Consider the following 16,781-nt stretch of genomic DNA (forward strand, 5'->3'; position numbering starts at 1 on the left):
TCATGGTCTAACCTCTGATTTCCACTTTTGTTCAGGAATCTGTGGTCTATGGAAAGCCCCGCCCTGAGTGAGTTCGACCTGCACCTGTTTGCCGAAGGCAGGCACTGGCATATCTATAATGTTCTGGGTGCCCACCTCGGGAATCAGCGAGGAATCGAAGGCGCTCGTTTTGCCGTTTGGGCACCCAACGCCCAGGCCGTGAGTGTGATCGGCGACTTCAACGACTGGGACAGCGGCCGTCATCCCATGGCGGTTAACAAAGATTATGGTGTCTGGTCGGTATTCATTGGGGGAGTAAAGCCGGGAGACCTTTACAAGTTTGCCATCACAACCCGAAACGGCCACCACATCACCAAAACCGATCCGTATGGGCAGGCCTTTGAGCACCGGCCTTCCAATGCCGCAGTGGTGACCGAGCGGGGGCAATACGCCTGGAGCGACGGAGACTGGCTTGAGTGCAGAAACCGGTTCGACTGGCAGCGGAGCCCGATTTCTGTCTATGAGGTACATCCGGGCTCCTGGCGCCATCACGGTTCCGGGCGCTGGCTGACCTATCGGGAGCTGGCCGATCAGTTGGTGCCCTACGTGTTGGAAACCGGCTTTACGCATATTGAGCTGCTCCCGATTACCGAGCACCCGCTGGACGAATCCTGGGGTTACCAGACTACCGGCTATTACGCCCCCACCAGCCGTTATGGCAGCCCGGATGATCTTCGATATCTGGTCGACCTGTGCCATCAGAACAACATCGGCGTGATTCTCGATTGGGTGCCGGGGCATTTCCCCGATGACGACTTCGCCCTCGCCGAATTTGATGGCACGGCACTCTATGAACATGAAGATCCCCGCCGCGGGCGTCACCAGGATTGGGGCACACTCATCTACAACTACGGTCGCCACGAAGTCCGGAACTTTCTCATAGGCAGTGCGCTTTTCTGGCTGGATACCTTTCACATGGACGGGCTGCGGGTGGATGCGGTTGCTTCCATGCTGTACCTGAACTACTCCCGGAATGAGGGAGAATGGCTGCCGAACGAACATGGCGGCCATGAGAATCTGGACGCGATCCGGTTCCTTCAGGATCTGAACCGGGTATGCCAGAGCCGGTTTCCCGGCGTGCTGATGATGGCGGAAGAGTCCACGTCCTGGCCCCGGGTGACCCGCCCACCGGAAATTGGCGGTCTCGGCTTCAACCTGAAGTGGAACATGGGCTGGATGCACGACACCCTGCACTACCTGCAACAGGACCCGGTGTTTCGCCAGTATCACCACGACAAGCTTACCTTCGGTCTGCTTTATGCGTTTTCGGAGAACTTCGTGCTGCCGCTCTCCCACGACGAAGTCGTGCACGGCAAATCCAGCCTGATTCAGAAAATGCCGGGGGATGACTGGCAACAGCGAGCCTCCCTCCGCCTGCTGTTCAGCTACATGTTCACCTACCCCGGCGCGAAACTGCTGTTCATGGGGGGTGAGTTTGGCCAGCGCCAGGAGTGGAGCGAACGCCGCGAACTGGACTGGCATCTATTGCAATACCCGGAGCACCAGGGGCTGCGAAAACTGGTTCAGGACCTCAACGGCCTCTATCGACTTCACCCGGCGCTGCACCGAAAGAACTTTACCGGCGAAGGCTTCGAGTGGATTGACTGCCACGATTCCACCCAATCCGTGATCAGCTTTCTGCGCAACCCCGGCTCGCCGGAGCATGGCCCACTGGTGATTGTCGCCAACTTTACCCCAGTGCCCAGGCACCACTACCGCATTGGCCTGCCAACCGGAGGCAACTGGCAGGAGATATTTAATTCAGACTCCGCCTGGTATGGCGGCAGCAACCTCGGTAATCCCCTGCCCGTGCAAGCTGAGCCCACACCCTGGATGGTCCGCCCGTGTTCCGTGGAGCTTACGGTACCGCCCCTGGGACTGGTTATTCTGAGGCCAGCGCCATGACCCGAGTACTGTTTGCCACCAGTGAAGTCTTTCCTCTGGTAAAAACCGGAGGCCTTGCGGATGTTTCAGCAAGCCTTCCTGAAGCTCTCTGCCGCCTGGGCTACGACTGTCAGATCCTGCTCCCCGGCTACCCTGCAGCGCTGAAGGCTGCGCGAGAGTCCGGATCCCGCCGTAAAACCCGATTTCGCTACGGCCAGTACGATGTATCCCTGTGGCAAACCCGATTGCCGGGCACCGCCGTTACCCTCTGGCTGGTGGATTGCCCAGCCCTGTTCGACCGTGCTGGCGACAGCCCCTATCAGAACGAAGAAGGCGAGGACTGGTGGGACAACGCTCACCGGTTTCACCTGTTCGGACGAATCGGTGCCATGTTGGCGCTCGGGCAACTGGGCCTGGCCTGGCGGCCGGACATCGTGCACTGTAACGACTGGCAATCCGCACTGATCCCGGTGTTTCTGGCAGATAGTCAGGACGCCCCGAAAACTGTGTTCACCATCCACAATCTCGCTTACCAGGGGCTGTTTTCCCACGAAACCTTTCGCGCCCTGGGCCTGCCGGACTCACTTTGGCGATACGAGTTCCTGGAGTTTCACGGCCAAGTGTCCTTTATCAAAGGCGGACTGGTGTTCAGCGATGCCATCACCACCGTCAGCCCCAGCTACGCAGATGAAATTCAGACACCCTGGTTCGGTAACGGTCTGGACGGTTTGCTGCGCCACAAGTCATCCCGGCTTCACGGCATTCTCAATGGAATTGATACCCGCCAATGGAACCCGGAAGCGGATCCACACCTGGAGTTCCACTATGGCGCGGACTATCCCGCCAACAAATCACAATGCCAGGCAAGGCTGCAGCAGGAACTCGGGCTGGAGGTTTGCGGGGCTCCATTGCTGGGGTTCGTCGGGCGCCTGGTGGAACAGAAAGGGCTGGACTGGCTGCTTGGGGTCATCAAACCGTTGCTGGAACGAGGATGTCAGTTTGCCCTGCTCGGCTCCGGCGAACACCACTACCAGGAAAGCCTGAAAGCCATGGTTCGTGAATGGCCCGGGCAATGTTCACTCACCCTCGGTTACAACGAAGGCCTGGCGCACCGGATAACCGCCGGGGCCGATATTTTCCTGATGCCTTCCCGGTTTGAACCCTGCGGACTGAACCAGATGTACAGCCTGAGATACGGCACCGTACCTGTGGTGCACGGCGTCGGCGGCCTTAACGATACGGTGTTTGACCCCAATGAGGAAACACCGGAACAAGCCAATGGCTTTGTGTTTCGTGAGGCGACGCCAGATGCATTACATGCCGCCATTACCCGTGCGCTGGCAGCGCGGGAGGACCGGAAAACCTGGCGCAAACTGCAGGAAAACGGCATGAAAGGCGACTATTCCTGGAAGAACCGGGCCGGCGAATACGCGGCCCTGTACCGGAACCTCATTACCGTCAACGACCGGATATATGAAGACTGACACGGTGCCCCTGGCCCAAGGAGGTCATCACCATGCACACCGCAACTGAATTCCGGCTGGAAGCCCGCCCCAGACTACCAGAAGCACTGGAGCGACTTGATGCGCTGGCCAATGACCTGTTCTACAGCTGGGATCATGGCGTGCGCAGTCTGTTCGCGCGGATTGATCTCCGTCTCTGGCAAAAAGTGGAGCACAACCCGAAACTGTTCCTGCGACGGGTGGCCCAGGCCCGGCTCGATCAGGCATCGGAAGACCGCGCCTTTCTCGCCGAATACCGTCGAGTATTATCCGCTTACGACGCTTATCTTGAATCCGAACCCGGCACCGAAGTACTGGAGGCACTGAACCCTGAAGATAGCCTTGTGGCCTACTTTTGCGCCGAGTTCGGGTTTCACGAGAGTTTCCCGATCTACTCCGGGGGCCTTGGCATACTGGCTGGTGACCATTGCAAGGCGGCCAGTGACCTGGGGCTGCCCTTTGTCGCCGTTGGGCTACTGTATCAGCAGGGCTATTTCATTCAGACCATTGATGCCCAGGGGCACCAGATTGCCCGTTATCAGTGCCATTCCAGCGATGAGCTGCCAATCACGCCGGTAGAGGTAGATGACAAGGCACTGACCATCTCGGTGCCCTTTCCGGGGCGCGAAGTGCATGCACGGGTTTGGCTGGCCCGGGTCGGGCATATTTCCCTGTACCTGCTGGACACCAACACCGGTGAAAACAACGATGAGGACCGAGAGCTGACACTCCAGCTCTATGGCGGCGACTCCGCCACCCGCATCAGCCAGGAAATGTTGCTTGGCATTGGAGGCACCCGGGTTCTGGCGGCCCTGGGTGTTCAGCCTACGGTGTGGCATATCAACGAGGGCCACGCAGCCTTCCAGATACTGGAACGTTGCCGTATGGCCATGGCCGAAGGCCTGTCTTTTGGTGCCGCCCTTGAGTCGGTAGCCGGATGCACCTTGTTTACCACCCATACTCCAGTGCCGGCGGGCCACGATATCTTCCCCCGCGACCTGGTGGAGCACTTCCTGTCGCCTTTCCTGGACCGTTCCGGGCTGGAATTCGATGCCGTTTTCGGGCTGGGCAGCAAAAATGGTGATCAAAGCTTCAATATGACGAGTCTCGGCCTTCGGGGCTCCCGGTTTCATAACGGCGTAAGCCGGATTCATGGCGGTGTAGCCGCTCGGATGGAAGGCGATATCTGGCCACAGATACCGGCGGCCGAGAACCCTCTTGGCTACATTACCAATGGTGTTCATGTACCAACTTTCCTGGCGCCGGAATGGGCAAGTCTGTTCGATATCCAGGCGCCAACCTGGAAAAGTGAACTGAGAAACCCGACATTCTGGCAGTTCATCGACAAGATCCCGGACTACCATTACTGGAGCGTTCACAAGGCCCTGAAACAGCAGATGGCCGAGTTCATCGTGCGGCGCCTGAAACGCCAGCACAAGCGCAATGGCACGGGCCATTCAGTGACTGAGCGGATGGCCCGCAAGCTGGTATCGCCGGAAAATGACGCGCTGGTGGTCGGCTTCGCCCGCCGCTTTGCTACCTACAAGCGAGCTACGCTGATCTTCTCCGATCTGCCCCGCCTGGAACGGCTGCTCACCAATCCGGAGCAACCGGTTGTGCTGGTATTTGCCGGCAAGGCCCATCCCCAGGACAAACCCGGGCAACAGCTGATCAAGGTCATACACGACCTCTCCATGCAGTCCAACCTGATGGGGCACATTATTCTGTTGGAGGATTATGATCAGGCCATGGCGCGCCGGCTGCTGAGCGGAGTTGATGTCTGGCTGAATACCCCGGAATACCCCAAGGAAGCCAGCGGCACCTCTGGTGAGAAAGCAGCCGTTAATGGTGCCCTGAACCTGAGCGTGCTGGACGGCTGGTGGGGTGAAGGCTACGACGAAACCAATGGCTGGGCGATTACGCCGCGGGACATCGAACTGGATGTGGAGTTTCGCAACCGCGAGGAAGCCCGGGACCTGTTGGACCTGTTGGAGCAGGAAGTCGTTCCGCTCTATTACAACCGAGCCTCCCAGGGCTACTCACAGGGCTGGGTAACGCGCTCGAAAGCGTCCATGAAAACCATTACGCCCCGGTTCAACGCCCAGCGCATGGTGATGGACTATGTTCGCAACTATTATCAGCCAGCCACACGGCAGGGCGCGCGGTTGAGAGATAACAATGCCGCACTGGCGCAGGAACTGGCAGAGTGGAAAGCCCGGGTGCAAGAGGCCTGGAGCGGCGTGTCCATCCATGTGGACGGCTGCGTGTCAGATCGCTGTCACTGGGATGAATCCGTGGAGCTGAAAGTGTCGGTGGCTCTGAATGGTCTGTCGCCCGATGATGTACGGGTGGAATGCCTGGTTGAGCCTGAATGCACCGGCACTCACACTGGCCCCGGGCCAGACGCATTTGTGCTGGAAGCCAGCGGAGAGAAAGATGGTAAAACCCTGTTCAAAACCCGGGTCCAGCCACCCTACCCGGGGTTACAAACGCTGCGATTGCGCATCTATCCGCACCACAAGGCGCTAACCCACCCGCTGGAGATGGGGGCCATGCTCTGGGCATGACACCTATTCGGTAGTCGGGTTCAGCGGTTGCTCGTGGTTATTCGCGGCCAGTGCGTTGACCACCGGGTTGGCATACATATCCAGCAAATAAGGGCGGATCGCCGGATCACAGGCCTCCAGCCGGCGCTCCATTTCTGCCGTGGCAGCGTCCATATCGGCCGGAGACCAGGTCTCGGCGGTTACCACGCTCTCACTCACACTGCCCGGAGTCTCATGGGCATCCGGGTGAACTCCCCGCATCTGGTACGCCACCAGATTGGAGGCGTGCAGGTGGTAATTGGCGTGCATTTCATGGTCAATGCGTGCGGCCAGTGCTTTCGGGTTGTCCGGTGAATCGGCAATCGGGGCCCCGAAATGGACATGAACGTGGCCTTTAAAGCCCGTCAGCCCTTTAACGATCTGGTCTGTGTCTTCGCCTTCCGTCTTCTGATAGGCGCCGGTCCGGCCCCGCACTTCCAGTTCTTTGGCCTTGTCGGCATCGCAGGGGTCGTATTCGTAGGCAATGGATACCGGCACGATGTGAAGGCGGTTCATGGCTTCATCGAACGCCAGCCCGGATTTTTTCCGACTCATGTAGAACATCTTGATGATCGCCGGGTCGGTAGCGTCAATGCCGTCTTTCGCGCGGCCTTCGCGCTGAGCAATCCAGATGCTGTGATTGGTATCAATGCTGTGATTGATGAAGCCGGAAAGCGTGAGGTAGGCATCACGCATTTCCCTTGGGCTGGTCATGTTACGGCGCACCACAAAACTCTTGTTCAACCGCATCATTTCCGCAAACACCCGATTGGAGAGCAGGTTGTCGCCAATGGCAATCCGGGTTGTGTGGAAGCCGTTCTGGAACAGCAGGTAGTTGACCACCATCGGGTCAAAAACAATGTCCCGGTGATTGGAAATAAACAGATGGGCGCTGTTCTTGCTGAGGTTTTCCAGGCCGCTGTGGGTAACGCGGGTGGTGGTATTTTCCACCAGTTCTCCGACGTATTTCGAAACCCCGGCCTGCATATCATCTACCCGGGTATAGTGCCCGAAATGGCTGACCAGCCAGCGGCGAATGAACATCCTCAGAACGCCCGGCGCCCATTTTGCAACGGTTGGCGACTTGAACCGCCCAACCATATCCAGGAATTCCCGGTCGTTAACCAACCTCTGGATGGTTGGCGCGGTTTCTTCATCCGAATAGGGACGGATTGCGTCAAATTCCTGCATGCAAGCCCTGTTGTTGTTCGCAGCGTTGATCACAGTGTACGAAAGGGGCGCTATTGTATCCTTTCTCTTGCCGGTTTGCCTCCACCCGAATGGCCAGTTGACCAAACATCCGGAAGGATCTGGTAGAATCGCGCTGCTTAATCACTCCGCCACGGGCCGACCACTGAATGTACATGGACCAGGACTTCGACCAACTCGCCACTGAACCACCCACCGCTGCGGGCCGAAACCCGGAGCAGGTTCTGCACGAGGTCTTTGGTTACGAGAGTTTTCGGCCCCTGCAGGGGGATATTGTCCGGGAAGTGGTCAACGGCGGTGATGCCCTTGTGTTGATGCCCACCGGGGGCGGTAAATCCCTGTGTTACCAGGTGCCCGCTCTGGTCCGGCCCGGCACCGCCATTGTGATCTCACCGCTGATCGCGCTTATGCAGGATCAGGTGGCGGCGCTACGCGAGCTTGGAGTGAAAGCGGCGTTCCTGAATTCCACCATGGATTTCGAACAGGCCCGTGCCACCGAATACGCCCTGGCGACCGGCGAGCTGGACCTGCTCTATTGCGCGCCGGAACGGCTGATTCAGCCGCGAACCATTGAGCTGCTGCATAATGCATCCCTGTCGTTGTTTGCCATAGACGAGGCTCACTGCGTCTCCCAGTGGGGGCACGATTTCCGGTCCGACTACCTTCAACTAAGCATGCTGGCCCAGGAATTTCCCGGCATCCCCCGTATCGCACTGACAGCGACCGCTGATGAGCGCACGCGAAAAGAGATTGCTGAACGGCTGTCGCTGACAAAGGCCCGGCATTTCATCAGTGGCTTTGATCGCCCGAACATTCAGTATCGGATTACACCAAAGACCAACGCAAACAAACAGTTGTTGGATTTTATTAAAGCAGAGCATGAAGGTGATTGCGGTATTGTCTATTGCTTGTCCCGAAACAAGGTCGATGCCACCGCCCGATTACTGAGCAGCAAGGGCTATACCGCACTGCCCTACCATGCCGGGCTGAGCGCCGAAGACCGCGCCCGCAATCAGGAGCGTTTTCTCAGGGAAGACGGCGTTATTGTGGTGGCAACCATTGCCTTTGGCATGGGCATCGATAAACCTGATGTGCGTTTTGTCGCCCATCTGGACCTCCCAAAAAGCCTGGAAGCCTATTACCAGGAAACGGGCCGGGCGGGCCGGGATGGCAAGCCGTCCACCGCGTGGATGGTGTATGGCCTGCAGGATGTCATCAAACTCCGGCAGATGCTGGAGGCCTCTCAGGGTAACGATCAGTTCAAGCGGGTTGAGCGACAGAAACTGGATGCCATGCTTGGGCTGTGCGAAGTGACCCAGTGCCGGCGACAAGTGTTGTTGCATTATTTCGGAGACAATCTGGAGACTCCCTGCGGAAACTGCGATACCTGCCTGAACCCTCCGGAAACCTGGGATGGCACGGTGGCGGTGCAGAAGGCCCTCTCCTGCGTGTACCGTACCGGCCAGCGTTTTGGCGTCAACTACGTCATTGATGTACTTCGCGGGTCAGATAATGAACGAATCCTGCAATCCGGCCACCAGGCGATCACCACCTATGGCATCGGTCAGGAACTGTCAGCGAACGAATGGAAGTCGGTATTCCGGCAACTGGTGGCGAACGGCTACCTGCGGGCAGACCCTGAGGGCTACGGCGCGCTTCAGCTAACCGAGCGCTGCCGCCCCCTGCTCAAGGGCGAACAGGCGATTGAACTCCGGAAAGACCCGGTTGCCCGCAACACCGCTGGTAGTAAGTCATCAACGAGCCGCCGGAGCGGCCAGAACGTGCGGGACCAGATTACCGACCACGCCGGGTGGGATGCGTTGCGCGCCTGCCGCAAAGAGCTGGCGGACAAGCAGGGCGTGCCGCCCTACGTGATCTTCCACGACACAACCCTGTTCGACATGCTTGAACGCCGCCCTTCCACCCTGGAGGAGCTGGCCGAGGTCAGCGGCGTGGGCGCCGCCAAGCTGGAAAAGTATGGCGATGTTTTCCTTCAGGCGCTACGCTCTATCAATCCTGAGGCTTGAACCCCTTCTTGCGCACCCGGTAATGGGCGATGGAGGTGGCAACGTGGTTGCCTTCTTCATCTCTCAGAATGCCTTCCAGAGTAAATTTAGCCCTACCGGTGGCGTCTGCATCGGCAAGGATGGCAGCCACCGCCTCTGGTGGTAGTTCAAATTCCACGGTCACATCTGAATTGGCCGGCTGCAGAAACTCCAGAGTCATTTCCTTCAGAATTGGCGTATAGGCAGGGCCAAGGTCGAAGAGGGTCAACACCCCACCGGGAATCTCCGCCACCAGGAAATAAGCGCCAGCATACAGGCTACCAAAGTGGTTTTTATTGCCCTTGAGGCGCACGCGGGCTTTGACGTAGCCCGGGCGAAGCTCCTCAACACTGAAGTGATTACGGGGCGCGAACGGTATCGCCATACCAATAATGCGGTTAACCGCGGCATAACTGCCGGTCTTCTTGAGCCATTCCAGCGGTTGCAGCAGCGTCGCCTTGGGGTCACTGGAGCTTACCCATTGGCCGGCGGTGCCAATCAGAGAATCAATAAGAGCCATAAAGCCATATCCCGAAGTACAGAAAAGGCGATCTTTACAGTCAGATACGGCTACTTCAAGAATCTTTTACAGTTTTTTTGAAACCTGTACGTTTCGAATAACGCTTTCTGATCTAAGCTGTAGCCAATGTCTGTAACGTTACCGTTGCTTGCAGCCGGATAACAGGGAAAGGGCACGCAGTTGTACACATTCAATAAAATGATAACGCGCCTCTGGCCAGTTCTGGCACTTGCGGCGTGCATTCACGTTCAGCCAACGGCTGCGTCCGAATCCGAATCCAAATCGGCTCCCACACGAGACTACATACTCTGGTATCGCAACTACGATAACCCGGCGATTCGCAATCTGGTTGAACTCGCATTGCGCAAAACCTCGGAGTACGGAGAGTTCCAGATTATCCGCAGTGAAGAAATAAGCCAGGGGCGCGCCCTTCGGGAACTGGCTAACCCTCAGAGCCGGATTCTGGATATTGCGAACGTGGCGACATCAGAAGAGCGGGAAACATTTCTGAACGCCATTCCGGTACCTGTGGACGGCGGACTGCTCGGATTCAGGGTATGCCTGGTTTTGCCGGAACAGCTCAGTCTGTTTGAGGGGGTATCCAGCCTGGACGACCTGCGCCAGCGAGATATCCGTATTGGCCAGGGCGCACACTGGCCAGACACCCCGATTCTCGAAGCTAACGGCATTACCGTGATCACCCACACCCGCTATGAAATACTCTTTGGTATGCTTCGCAATAAACGCTTCGACTGTTACGCCCGCGGTGTGAGCGAAGTGCTGTTCGACCTCGAACATAACAAAGCCGACGACCTGGTAATCGAACCAAACATCCTGCTGGCCTACGCCATGCCATCCTACCTTTTTGTGGCCCCGGACGATCACGAAACCGCGCAACGCCTGCAACTGGGTCTGGAGAGAGCGATCCTGGACGGCAGCTTCGCGGTGTATCTGAAAAACTGGTTTGGCAGAGCGGTATCATCACTGGGCCTTGATCGGCGCACAGTAATCACGTTGGAGAATCCGTATCTTAGTGAAGAATCCAGATATGTCGGGCGTCGAACCCTGGAAAACCTGGAGCGCCGCGTTGAGCTACTGAGTGTCGGAGACTAGCGGGCCATCCCTGGCCGCCACGAATTACACCCGGAAACGGGTTACCTTGTCATTCAGCACACTGCCGATAGTCTCGATGTGGCCACTGTAAACATCGTTCTCGCTGGCCGCCTTGGCCGCTTCCTGGCCCTGGTCAGCAATGCGGGTGATGGACGCATTCAACTCTTCGGTCACCGATGTCTGCTCCTCGGAGGCCGTGGCGATCTGTGAGGTCATCTGACTGATGGCGGTAATCGCCTCCACAATCCGGTTCAGAGACTCCATCGCATCCTGCGCTTTTTCCATACTCACGTTGGATACCGCCGTAGAGGCTTTCATAACGTCTACCGCATCGTTGGCGCCTTTCTGCAGCCGCTCGATCATGTTGTTGATTTCTTCGGTGGAAGACTGGGTACGCTGAGCGAGATTCCGAACCTCATCAGCCACCACCGCAAATCCGCGTCCCGCATCCCCTGCCCGCGCCGCTTCAATGGCCGCGTTCAGTGCCAGCAGATTGGTTTGTTCCGCAATGCCCTGAATGACTTCAAGTACAGTCGTAATCGACGAAACATCCTTACCAAGGGTGTCGATAACCTCGGCGGCGGCGTTTATCTCACCCACCAGCTTCTGCACCGCATCCCGCGAGGCGGTGACGGTCTCCAGGGAACCCCGGCTTTCCTGGTCTGCATTCTCTGCGGCTTCCGCAGTTTGCTGGGCATTCTGGGCAATCTCACCCGCCGCCGCGGACATTTCGTTAATTGCCGTCGCGATCATGTCGATCTCATGCTGCTGGTTTTCAACACTGGAGCGACTGTCGCTGGACGTCTGTCGGAGCGACTTTACGTTCTCCTCCAGTTCGTCGCTGCCCTCTTTTACTTCTTTTACAACCTGCTGGATGTTCTCAACAAAGCTATTGAAGCTGCGCGCCAACTGCCCAAACTCATCAGACGCAGAGTCATCAAGACGCTTGGTAAGATCCGCATCTCCGGAAGCGATGCGAGACATGGCGCCATTAAGCCTGCGAACCGGCGCAAGAAGGAAGCTAATCGCAAAGTAGAGCAAGACAAGCGCAACAATCAGCCCTACCCCGGCGATGATCAGGCCCATAGTCCGAGCCTCGACGATGGGAGCACTGATCAGGTTTTCATTCACGAACGTAGCCAGGTACCAGTCCACGGCCCGGGCTTCGCTGATGGGGTGAAAGCTGACACTCCACTCGGCACCCTCGCTCTCAAATCCCTGCAGAGAACCGTCCAGAACCGGCTGCTGACCGATCATGCCGCTGATGTTCTTGCCAACAATCTCGCTGTTGGGGTGAAACAGGACCGTGCCGGAATTGTTGATTAACGCCGCATAGCCCGTCTCTGCCAGGGTAATGGTCGATAGCATCTGATCGATTGTGTTGAGACTGATATCCATACCGGCCACGCCAACATAATTACCCCGCTTGATTGGCGCCATGGCGGAAATAATGGTCTCGTCCGAGGTTGCATCCAGGTACGGATCGGTAAACGACGCCTGCCCCAAACGCTGGGCTTTCTGGTACCAGGGGCGTACCCGGGGGTCATAATCGGGTGGAAGCGTGGCCTCTACTTCGGCACTTCGCATCAGCATGCGGCCATCTTCGGTGCCGGCGTACACGTCCTTGATGTTGCCACCTTCGGTCATGGCTTCCATAAGAACGCGGGCGTTATCGTCGTTGCGAGTCCGTTCCAGCGCCTTCGCCGTCGCTTCCGCCATATCCAGGCGCGTATTGAGCCAATCGGCAATACTCGACGTACTCTGGGCCACCGCATCGCTCATCAGCGCGCTAACGTAGCGATCGGTCGTAGAGCGGAGCCGAATATCGTTGGAAATTGTCAGGGCGCCCATAATCAACACGATCAGGGAGCCAATTGCGATCAGCAATTTCTGGGCGAATGATAGGTTCAAGCTGACGGCCTCCAATCAGGGTCAAAAACAAATTGCATTTATCATTTAGTGTAGTCGAAACATACTTACTAACGGCAGATCCTGCGAAGTCTTGAACACTCTTTGCTAGAATGCTGAGATCACAGCACATTCGCCAGACACGACAGGGAGAACCCTATGGCCCATGAAGAGCTCCACCTGAATCTGCGTAACCTGACCCTTGATGACTACGGCCAGTTGCAAGAGTTGATGGATCGGGTTTACGACGACATTGGTGGCGCGTGGCCAAAAGAAACCATCAAGGCTCTGGTAGAACAGTTTCCAGATGGCCAGATCTGTATCGAAGACAACGGCCAGTTGGTGGCGGTGGCGCTCACGGTATGCGTGAAATACGAAAGATTCAGCAACCCTCACGCCTACGACGACCTGATTCTGCGTAACGAGAAAATCTGGCACAACCCCAACGGCGATTCGCTTTACGGCCTGGATGTGTTTATAGACCCCGAATACCGGGGCTATCGACTGGGGCGTCGCCTGTATGAAGCACGAAAAGAGCTCTGTCGTTCCATGAACCTGCGGGCCATCCTCGCCGGCGGGCGGATTCCCAGCTACTTCAAGTACGCCGAGCAATACACTCCGGAAGAATACATTCAGCGCGTTGATCGCAAGGAAATCTACGACCCGATCCTGACGTTCCAGCTTTCCAACGATTTCCAGGTTACCCGGCTGATGCACAAATACCTGCCGGAAGACCAGAAATCCCTCGGATATGCAACGTTGCTGGAGTGGAGAAACATTCTCTATACGCCTCCCTCATCGGTACTCAACGTCAAAAAAACCCAGGTGCGCATGGGGGCGGTGCAGTGGCAGATGCGGGAATTCACCTCGGTGGAGGAGGTGCTCAAGCAGGTTGAGTACTTCGTGGACGCACTGTCGGATTATAAAAGCGACTTTGCCCTGTTCCCGGAATTTTTCAACGCGCCGCTGATGGGGCTGACCGACCAGATGGATCAGACCCGTGCCATTCGGTTCCTCGCTGGCTTTACCGAACAGTTCCGCAACGAAATGTCGGAAATGGCCGTCAGTTACAACATCAACATTATCACCGGCTCCATGCCGCTGATTGAAGATGACCGGGTCTACAACGTCTCATACCTGTGCCACCGTGACGGTCGTGTAGACGAGCAGCGCAAGGTCCACATCACCCCTCACGAACGTCGCGACTGGGTTATTGAGGGTGGTGATAAATTCCAGGTATTCGATACCGATGCCGGCCGTGTCGCCATCATGATCTGCTACGACATTGAGTTTCCGGAACTGGGCCGTATCGCCGCCAGTCAGGATGTGGACATTATCTGTGTCCCCTTCTGGACCGATACCAAGAACGGCTATTTGCGCGTGCGCCATTGTGCCCAGGCCCGGGCCATAGAAAACGAGTGCTACGTGGTGATTACCGGCAGCGTGGGCAACCTGCCGAAAGTGGAAAACCTGGATGTTCAGTACGCCCAGTCTTCGGTATTCTCGCCGTCGGATTTCGCATTTCCACATGATGCAGTGATGGCAGAAACCACACCGAACACCGAAATGATCATGTTTTCAGATATGGATCTGGAAAAGCTCAAACTGGTCAGAAACGAAGGTTCTGTCACCAATCTGAAAGATCGACGTGTTGACCTTTACGAGCTGAAAACCCGGTAATGGGCAGATTTGGCCCCGCACAGGGGGCCAAATCCTGATTATTTCCATGAACGGGCTGCGGTAGATAGCTGACGGCATTGCCAAAAGTTTCTGGCCCGTCTATTGTTTAATTAATGTTCAGTATATATCTGGCCGACCTCAATTGCAGAGCAAGCGTTCCATGAACGAAGAACTACCGGACCTGGTCGCGCGTTTCCGAATCCGACACGGCATTTTTCGCAAGGAAACCGTGGAAGCGCGACTTTATGAACTCGACAGTTACGGCTGCGTGATGAAAACGGACAAACTGTTTGAACCCGGGGATACCGTGGTTCTCGACCTTGTTATGGATATGCCGTTTGAAGAAATCCGTGCCGAAGGCCTGACCGGCCTGGTTACCGAAAAGAGAAAACACTGTAGCAACTTCTTCTACTCACTTGATTTTGTTGAGCTAAATGCTCGAGACGAATCGCCGCTCTCTGACAAACTGCGGCGCATAAGAGAAGTTGTTCTCAAGAAACAGAGCCTGAAATCCCGGCGTGGGTCGAGTCCCGCTTCCGGTATGCGACAAATGGCCTGATGCCCGTTCACTTCACCCGCACTTCCCTTCCGTAAGGAGACACTCCATGGCAAAGAAAGCCAAGCCAAGCGTTGATAAGATCGTCAAGAAAGTAAACAAAGAGTTCGAGAAAACATCCGCCCAGATCGAAGGGCTGATTAACGACGCACTGAAGCAGTTCGACAACCTGCAGAACCAGGTTCAGGAGCCGGTACGCAAGCTCCTGAAAGACATGGATGAGCTGCGTGATCGTGAAATGAAGCGCTTTAACGACGAATTTGAGCGCCGCATGAATGAATTCCACGAACTGCAGTCGGCATTGCTGGAGCGCCTGGGTATCGCTTCAAAGGAAACTGGCAAGTCAGTGTCCAAGTCCGGCGAATCAACCTCGAAGGCCAGTGGTACCAAGAAAGCGGCTCCGGCCAAGAAAACCGCCGCTGCCAAGCCGGCCGCCAAGAAAACGAGCACTGCCAAGCCCAAGGCCGCAGCTCCGAAGAAAGCGGCCAAGCCGGCAGACAAGTCTGACCTTACCCGCGTGAAGGGCATTGGCCCGGCAACCGCAAAGAAAATGAAAGAGGCTGGCATTACCTCCATCGAGCAGATTGCCAACCCCAGCGATGCGGACAAGCAGAAACTGGAAGCATTCAAGAGCCTGAAAGGGTTCAGCGAGTTGTCTGCCGAAGCGAAAAAGGTACTCTGAAACCTATCTCGCAACCCAATGCCTTAAAATAAAGGGTAGGCCCGTCGGCCTACCCTTTTTTGCATCTGACCAGGGCGAGTTCGAGGCTTTCCAGCTCGCTCTCCGGGGTAAATCCAGACGCAAGGGCATTTACCTTCGCTCGCAGTTCCGCCAGGAATTCCGCGTCGGTTTCCGCACGTAACATCAGGCTCGCCAGAGCTTTATCGTCTTTAACCGGAAAATAGCCGGGATAGTCATCGCCCAGCAAACCACGGTTGCCGGGAATATCAGAGGCAAGAATCGGCAAGCCCGCCCGACAGGCTTCCGACACCACATTCGCCCCACCCTCCATGATGGAACTGATCACCATAAGATTACTCACGGCCATCAGGTGCTCCAGCTTTGGCTTGTCCAACTCACCCAGATAATGAAACCGGGGATTGGACCGGCTTTCTTCCAGCGCCTTTTCCCGCCACGCCTCGTTGTGGGCCTTGCCGGCGCAGGAAACCACAATGCGGGATTGCTCAGGAAGGTGGTAGCAGGCCCAGGCAGCACGCAGAGAATCCTTTTCGTCACGCAGATGGCCAATAACGCAAACGTGGAACTGGTCCTTTTCTGCCCGGGCGCTACCCGCCACTGACGGCTTGGGCGCGGATTGCCGCAGGCACAGCAATTTGTCGTGGTAGCGTTCGGGAATATCCTCGGCCACCAGATCATGCAGCCCGATCAACAGATCAGCGGCGTCCATGGAGGCCCATGTGATGTCCGGAAACTCGTGCTGAAAGCGGTATATGTCTGTGCCGGTAAGTACCACGATCAAAGGTTTCTCGGGCCATGTTTCCCGGTACCGCTTAACCGCGTCAGCACTTCGCCAGGCGTGCAGGGCAATCAGGCAGTCCGTTTCCTGGCGCTGGTATTCTGTCACCACTTCCACCTGATGACTGGCTGCTTCCAGCAGACTCTGCCAACGCAGTGCGGTGGCCCGATTACCTGCTTTCGAATCCGGGCCGGCTGGAGTTACTATGGTCAATCGCATGGCGTTCACTTGTTCTGTTTTTGAAAAATTCTGCATGTGGCAC

The 16,781-nt window shown here is 56.8% G+C and carries 12 protein-coding genes; 8 read left to right on the plus strand and 4 right to left on the minus strand.

Annotation, left to right across the window (positions count from 1 at the left end):
* The first annotated feature begins 48 nt into the window (after positions 1-48).
* The 3 genes from glgB to glgP are packed head-to-tail and all read left to right on the plus strand — an operon-like array spanning position 49 to position 5,992.
* Positions 49-1,944: a 1,4-alpha-glucan branching protein GlgB gene (gene glgB / locus ARC85_RS09510; RefSeq protein WP_113880071.1), complete on the plus strand. Its 1,896-nt coding sequence runs from the start codon at positions 49-51 to the stop codon at positions 1,942-1,944.
* On the plus strand, positions 1,941-3,407 hold the full coding sequence (glgA, locus tag ARC85_RS09515) for a glycogen synthase GlgA (RefSeq protein WP_113880072.1): 1,467 nt from the start codon (positions 1,941-1,943) through the stop codon (positions 3,405-3,407). The genes glgB and glgA overlap by 4 nt, the downstream gene beginning before the upstream one ends.
* A 32-nt stretch (positions 3,408-3,439) precedes the next feature.
* The gene (gene glgP / locus ARC85_RS09520; protein ID WP_113880073.1) at positions 3,440-5,992 is read left to right on the plus strand and encodes an alpha-glucan family phosphorylase; all 2,553 of its coding nucleotides are present in this window, start codon (positions 3,440-3,442) and stop codon (positions 5,990-5,992) included.
* Positions 5,993-5,995: 3 nt separating this feature from the next.
* Here the strand turns inward: glgP and ARC85_RS09525 are convergent, their stop codons facing one another.
* Positions 5,996-7,201, minus strand: a complete 1,206-nt coding sequence (locus tag ARC85_RS09525; RefSeq protein WP_113880074.1) for a 1-acyl-sn-glycerol-3-phosphate acyltransferase — start codon at positions 7,199-7,201, stop codon at positions 5,996-5,998.
* A gap of 167 nt (positions 7,202-7,368) precedes the next feature.
* On the opposite strand from ARC85_RS09525, the gene recQ reads away from it, so the two are divergent.
* Entirely contained in the window at positions 7,369-9,246 is a 1,878-nt protein-coding gene (gene recQ, locus ARC85_RS09530) for a DNA helicase RecQ (protein WP_113880075.1), read from the plus strand.
* Here recQ and ARC85_RS09535 read toward each other — a convergent pair.
* On the minus strand, positions 9,230-9,784 hold the full coding sequence (locus tag ARC85_RS09535) for a YiiD C-terminal domain-containing protein (RefSeq protein WP_023010197.1): 555 nt from the start codon (positions 9,782-9,784) through the stop codon (positions 9,230-9,232). The two genes, recQ and ARC85_RS09535, sit on opposite strands and share 17 nt — an antisense overlap.
* A gap of 198 nt (positions 9,785-9,982) precedes the next feature.
* Here ARC85_RS09535 and ARC85_RS09540 point away from each other — a divergent pair, with 198 nt between their 5' ends.
* Entirely contained in the window at positions 9,983-10,897 is a 915-nt protein-coding gene (locus ARC85_RS09540) for a transporter substrate-binding domain-containing protein (protein WP_011784928.1), read from the plus strand.
* Between the two features lie 24 nt (positions 10,898-10,921).
* Here ARC85_RS09540 and ARC85_RS09545 read toward each other — a convergent pair whose 3' ends face one another.
* The gene (locus tag ARC85_RS09545) at positions 10,922-12,808 is read right to left on the minus strand and encodes a methyl-accepting chemotaxis protein (protein WP_014421464.1); all 1,887 of its coding nucleotides are present in this window, start codon (positions 12,806-12,808) and stop codon (positions 10,922-10,924) included.
* A 156-nt stretch (positions 12,809-12,964) separates the two neighbouring features.
* Here ARC85_RS09545 and ARC85_RS09550 point away from each other — a divergent pair, with 156 nt between their 5' ends.
* From ARC85_RS09550 to ARC85_RS09560, 3 genes are all read left to right on the plus strand, one after another.
* Complete coding sequence (locus ARC85_RS09550; RefSeq protein WP_011784929.1) at positions 12,965-14,485, plus strand: bifunctional GNAT family N-acetyltransferase/carbon-nitrogen hydrolase family protein; 1,521 nt, start codon at positions 12,965-12,967, stop codon at positions 14,483-14,485.
* 160 nt (positions 14,486-14,645) lie between these two features.
* Complete coding sequence (locus ARC85_RS09555; RefSeq protein ID WP_014421463.1) at positions 14,646-15,044, plus strand: hypothetical protein; 399 nt, start codon at positions 14,646-14,648, stop codon at positions 15,042-15,044.
* 46 nt (positions 15,045-15,090) lie between these two features.
* Positions 15,091-15,723 carry a helix-hairpin-helix domain-containing protein gene (locus tag ARC85_RS09560; RefSeq protein ID WP_113880076.1) on the plus strand — a complete coding sequence of 211 codons (633 nt, stop codon included), beginning with the start codon at positions 15,091-15,093 and terminating at the stop codon, positions 15,721-15,723.
* A gap of 49 nt (positions 15,724-15,772) precedes the next feature.
* On the opposite strand, the gene senB is transcribed toward ARC85_RS09560, so the two are convergent.
* Positions 15,773-16,738 carry a selenoneine biosynthesis selenosugar synthase SenB gene (gene senB, locus ARC85_RS09565; protein ID WP_113880216.1) on the minus strand — a complete coding sequence of 322 codons (966 nt, stop codon included), beginning with the start codon at positions 16,736-16,738 and terminating at the stop codon, positions 15,773-15,775.
* Between the last annotated feature and the right edge of the window lie 43 nt (positions 16,739-16,781).

It is taken from the genome of Marinobacter sp. tcs-11, assembly GCF_002049515.1.
GTDB lineage: Bacteria > Pseudomonadota > Gammaproteobacteria > Pseudomonadales > Oleiphilaceae > Marinobacter > Marinobacter nauticus.

Excerpts from the sequence above, each read along its gene's own strand:
- glgB (WP_113880071.1), top strand. The coding sequence starts at position 49 with ATGGAAAGCCCCGCCCTGAGTGAGTTCGACCTGCACCTGTTTGCCGAA.
- glgA (WP_113880072.1), top strand. The coding sequence starts at position 1,941 with ATGACCCGAGTACTGTTTGCCACCAGTGAAGTCTTTCCTCTGGTAAAA.
- glgP (WP_113880073.1), top strand. The coding sequence starts at position 3,440 with ATGCACACCGCAACTGAATTCCGGCTGGAAGCCCGCCCCAGACTACCA.
- ARC85_RS09525 (WP_113880074.1), bottom strand. The coding sequence starts at position 7,201 with ATGCAGGAATTTGACGCAATCCGTCCCTATTCGGATGAAGAAACCGCG.
- recQ (WP_113880075.1), top strand. The coding sequence starts at position 7,369 with ATGTACATGGACCAGGACTTCGACCAACTCGCCACTGAACCACCCACC.
- ARC85_RS09535 (WP_023010197.1), bottom strand. The coding sequence starts at position 9,784 with ATGGCTCTTATTGATTCTCTGATTGGCACCGCCGGCCAATGGGTAAGC.
- ARC85_RS09540 (WP_011784928.1), top strand. The coding sequence starts at position 9,983 with ATGATAACGCGCCTCTGGCCAGTTCTGGCACTTGCGGCGTGCATTCAC.
- ARC85_RS09550 (WP_011784929.1), top strand. The coding sequence starts at position 12,965 with ATGGCCCATGAAGAGCTCCACCTGAATCTGCGTAACCTGACCCTTGAT.
- ARC85_RS09555 (WP_014421463.1), top strand. The coding sequence starts at position 14,646 with ATGAACGAAGAACTACCGGACCTGGTCGCGCGTTTCCGAATCCGACAC.
- ARC85_RS09560 (WP_113880076.1), top strand. The coding sequence starts at position 15,091 with ATGGCAAAGAAAGCCAAGCCAAGCGTTGATAAGATCGTCAAGAAAGTA.
- senB (WP_113880216.1), bottom strand. The coding sequence starts at position 16,738 with ATGCGATTGACCATAGTAACTCCAGCCGGCCCGGATTCGAAAGCAGGT.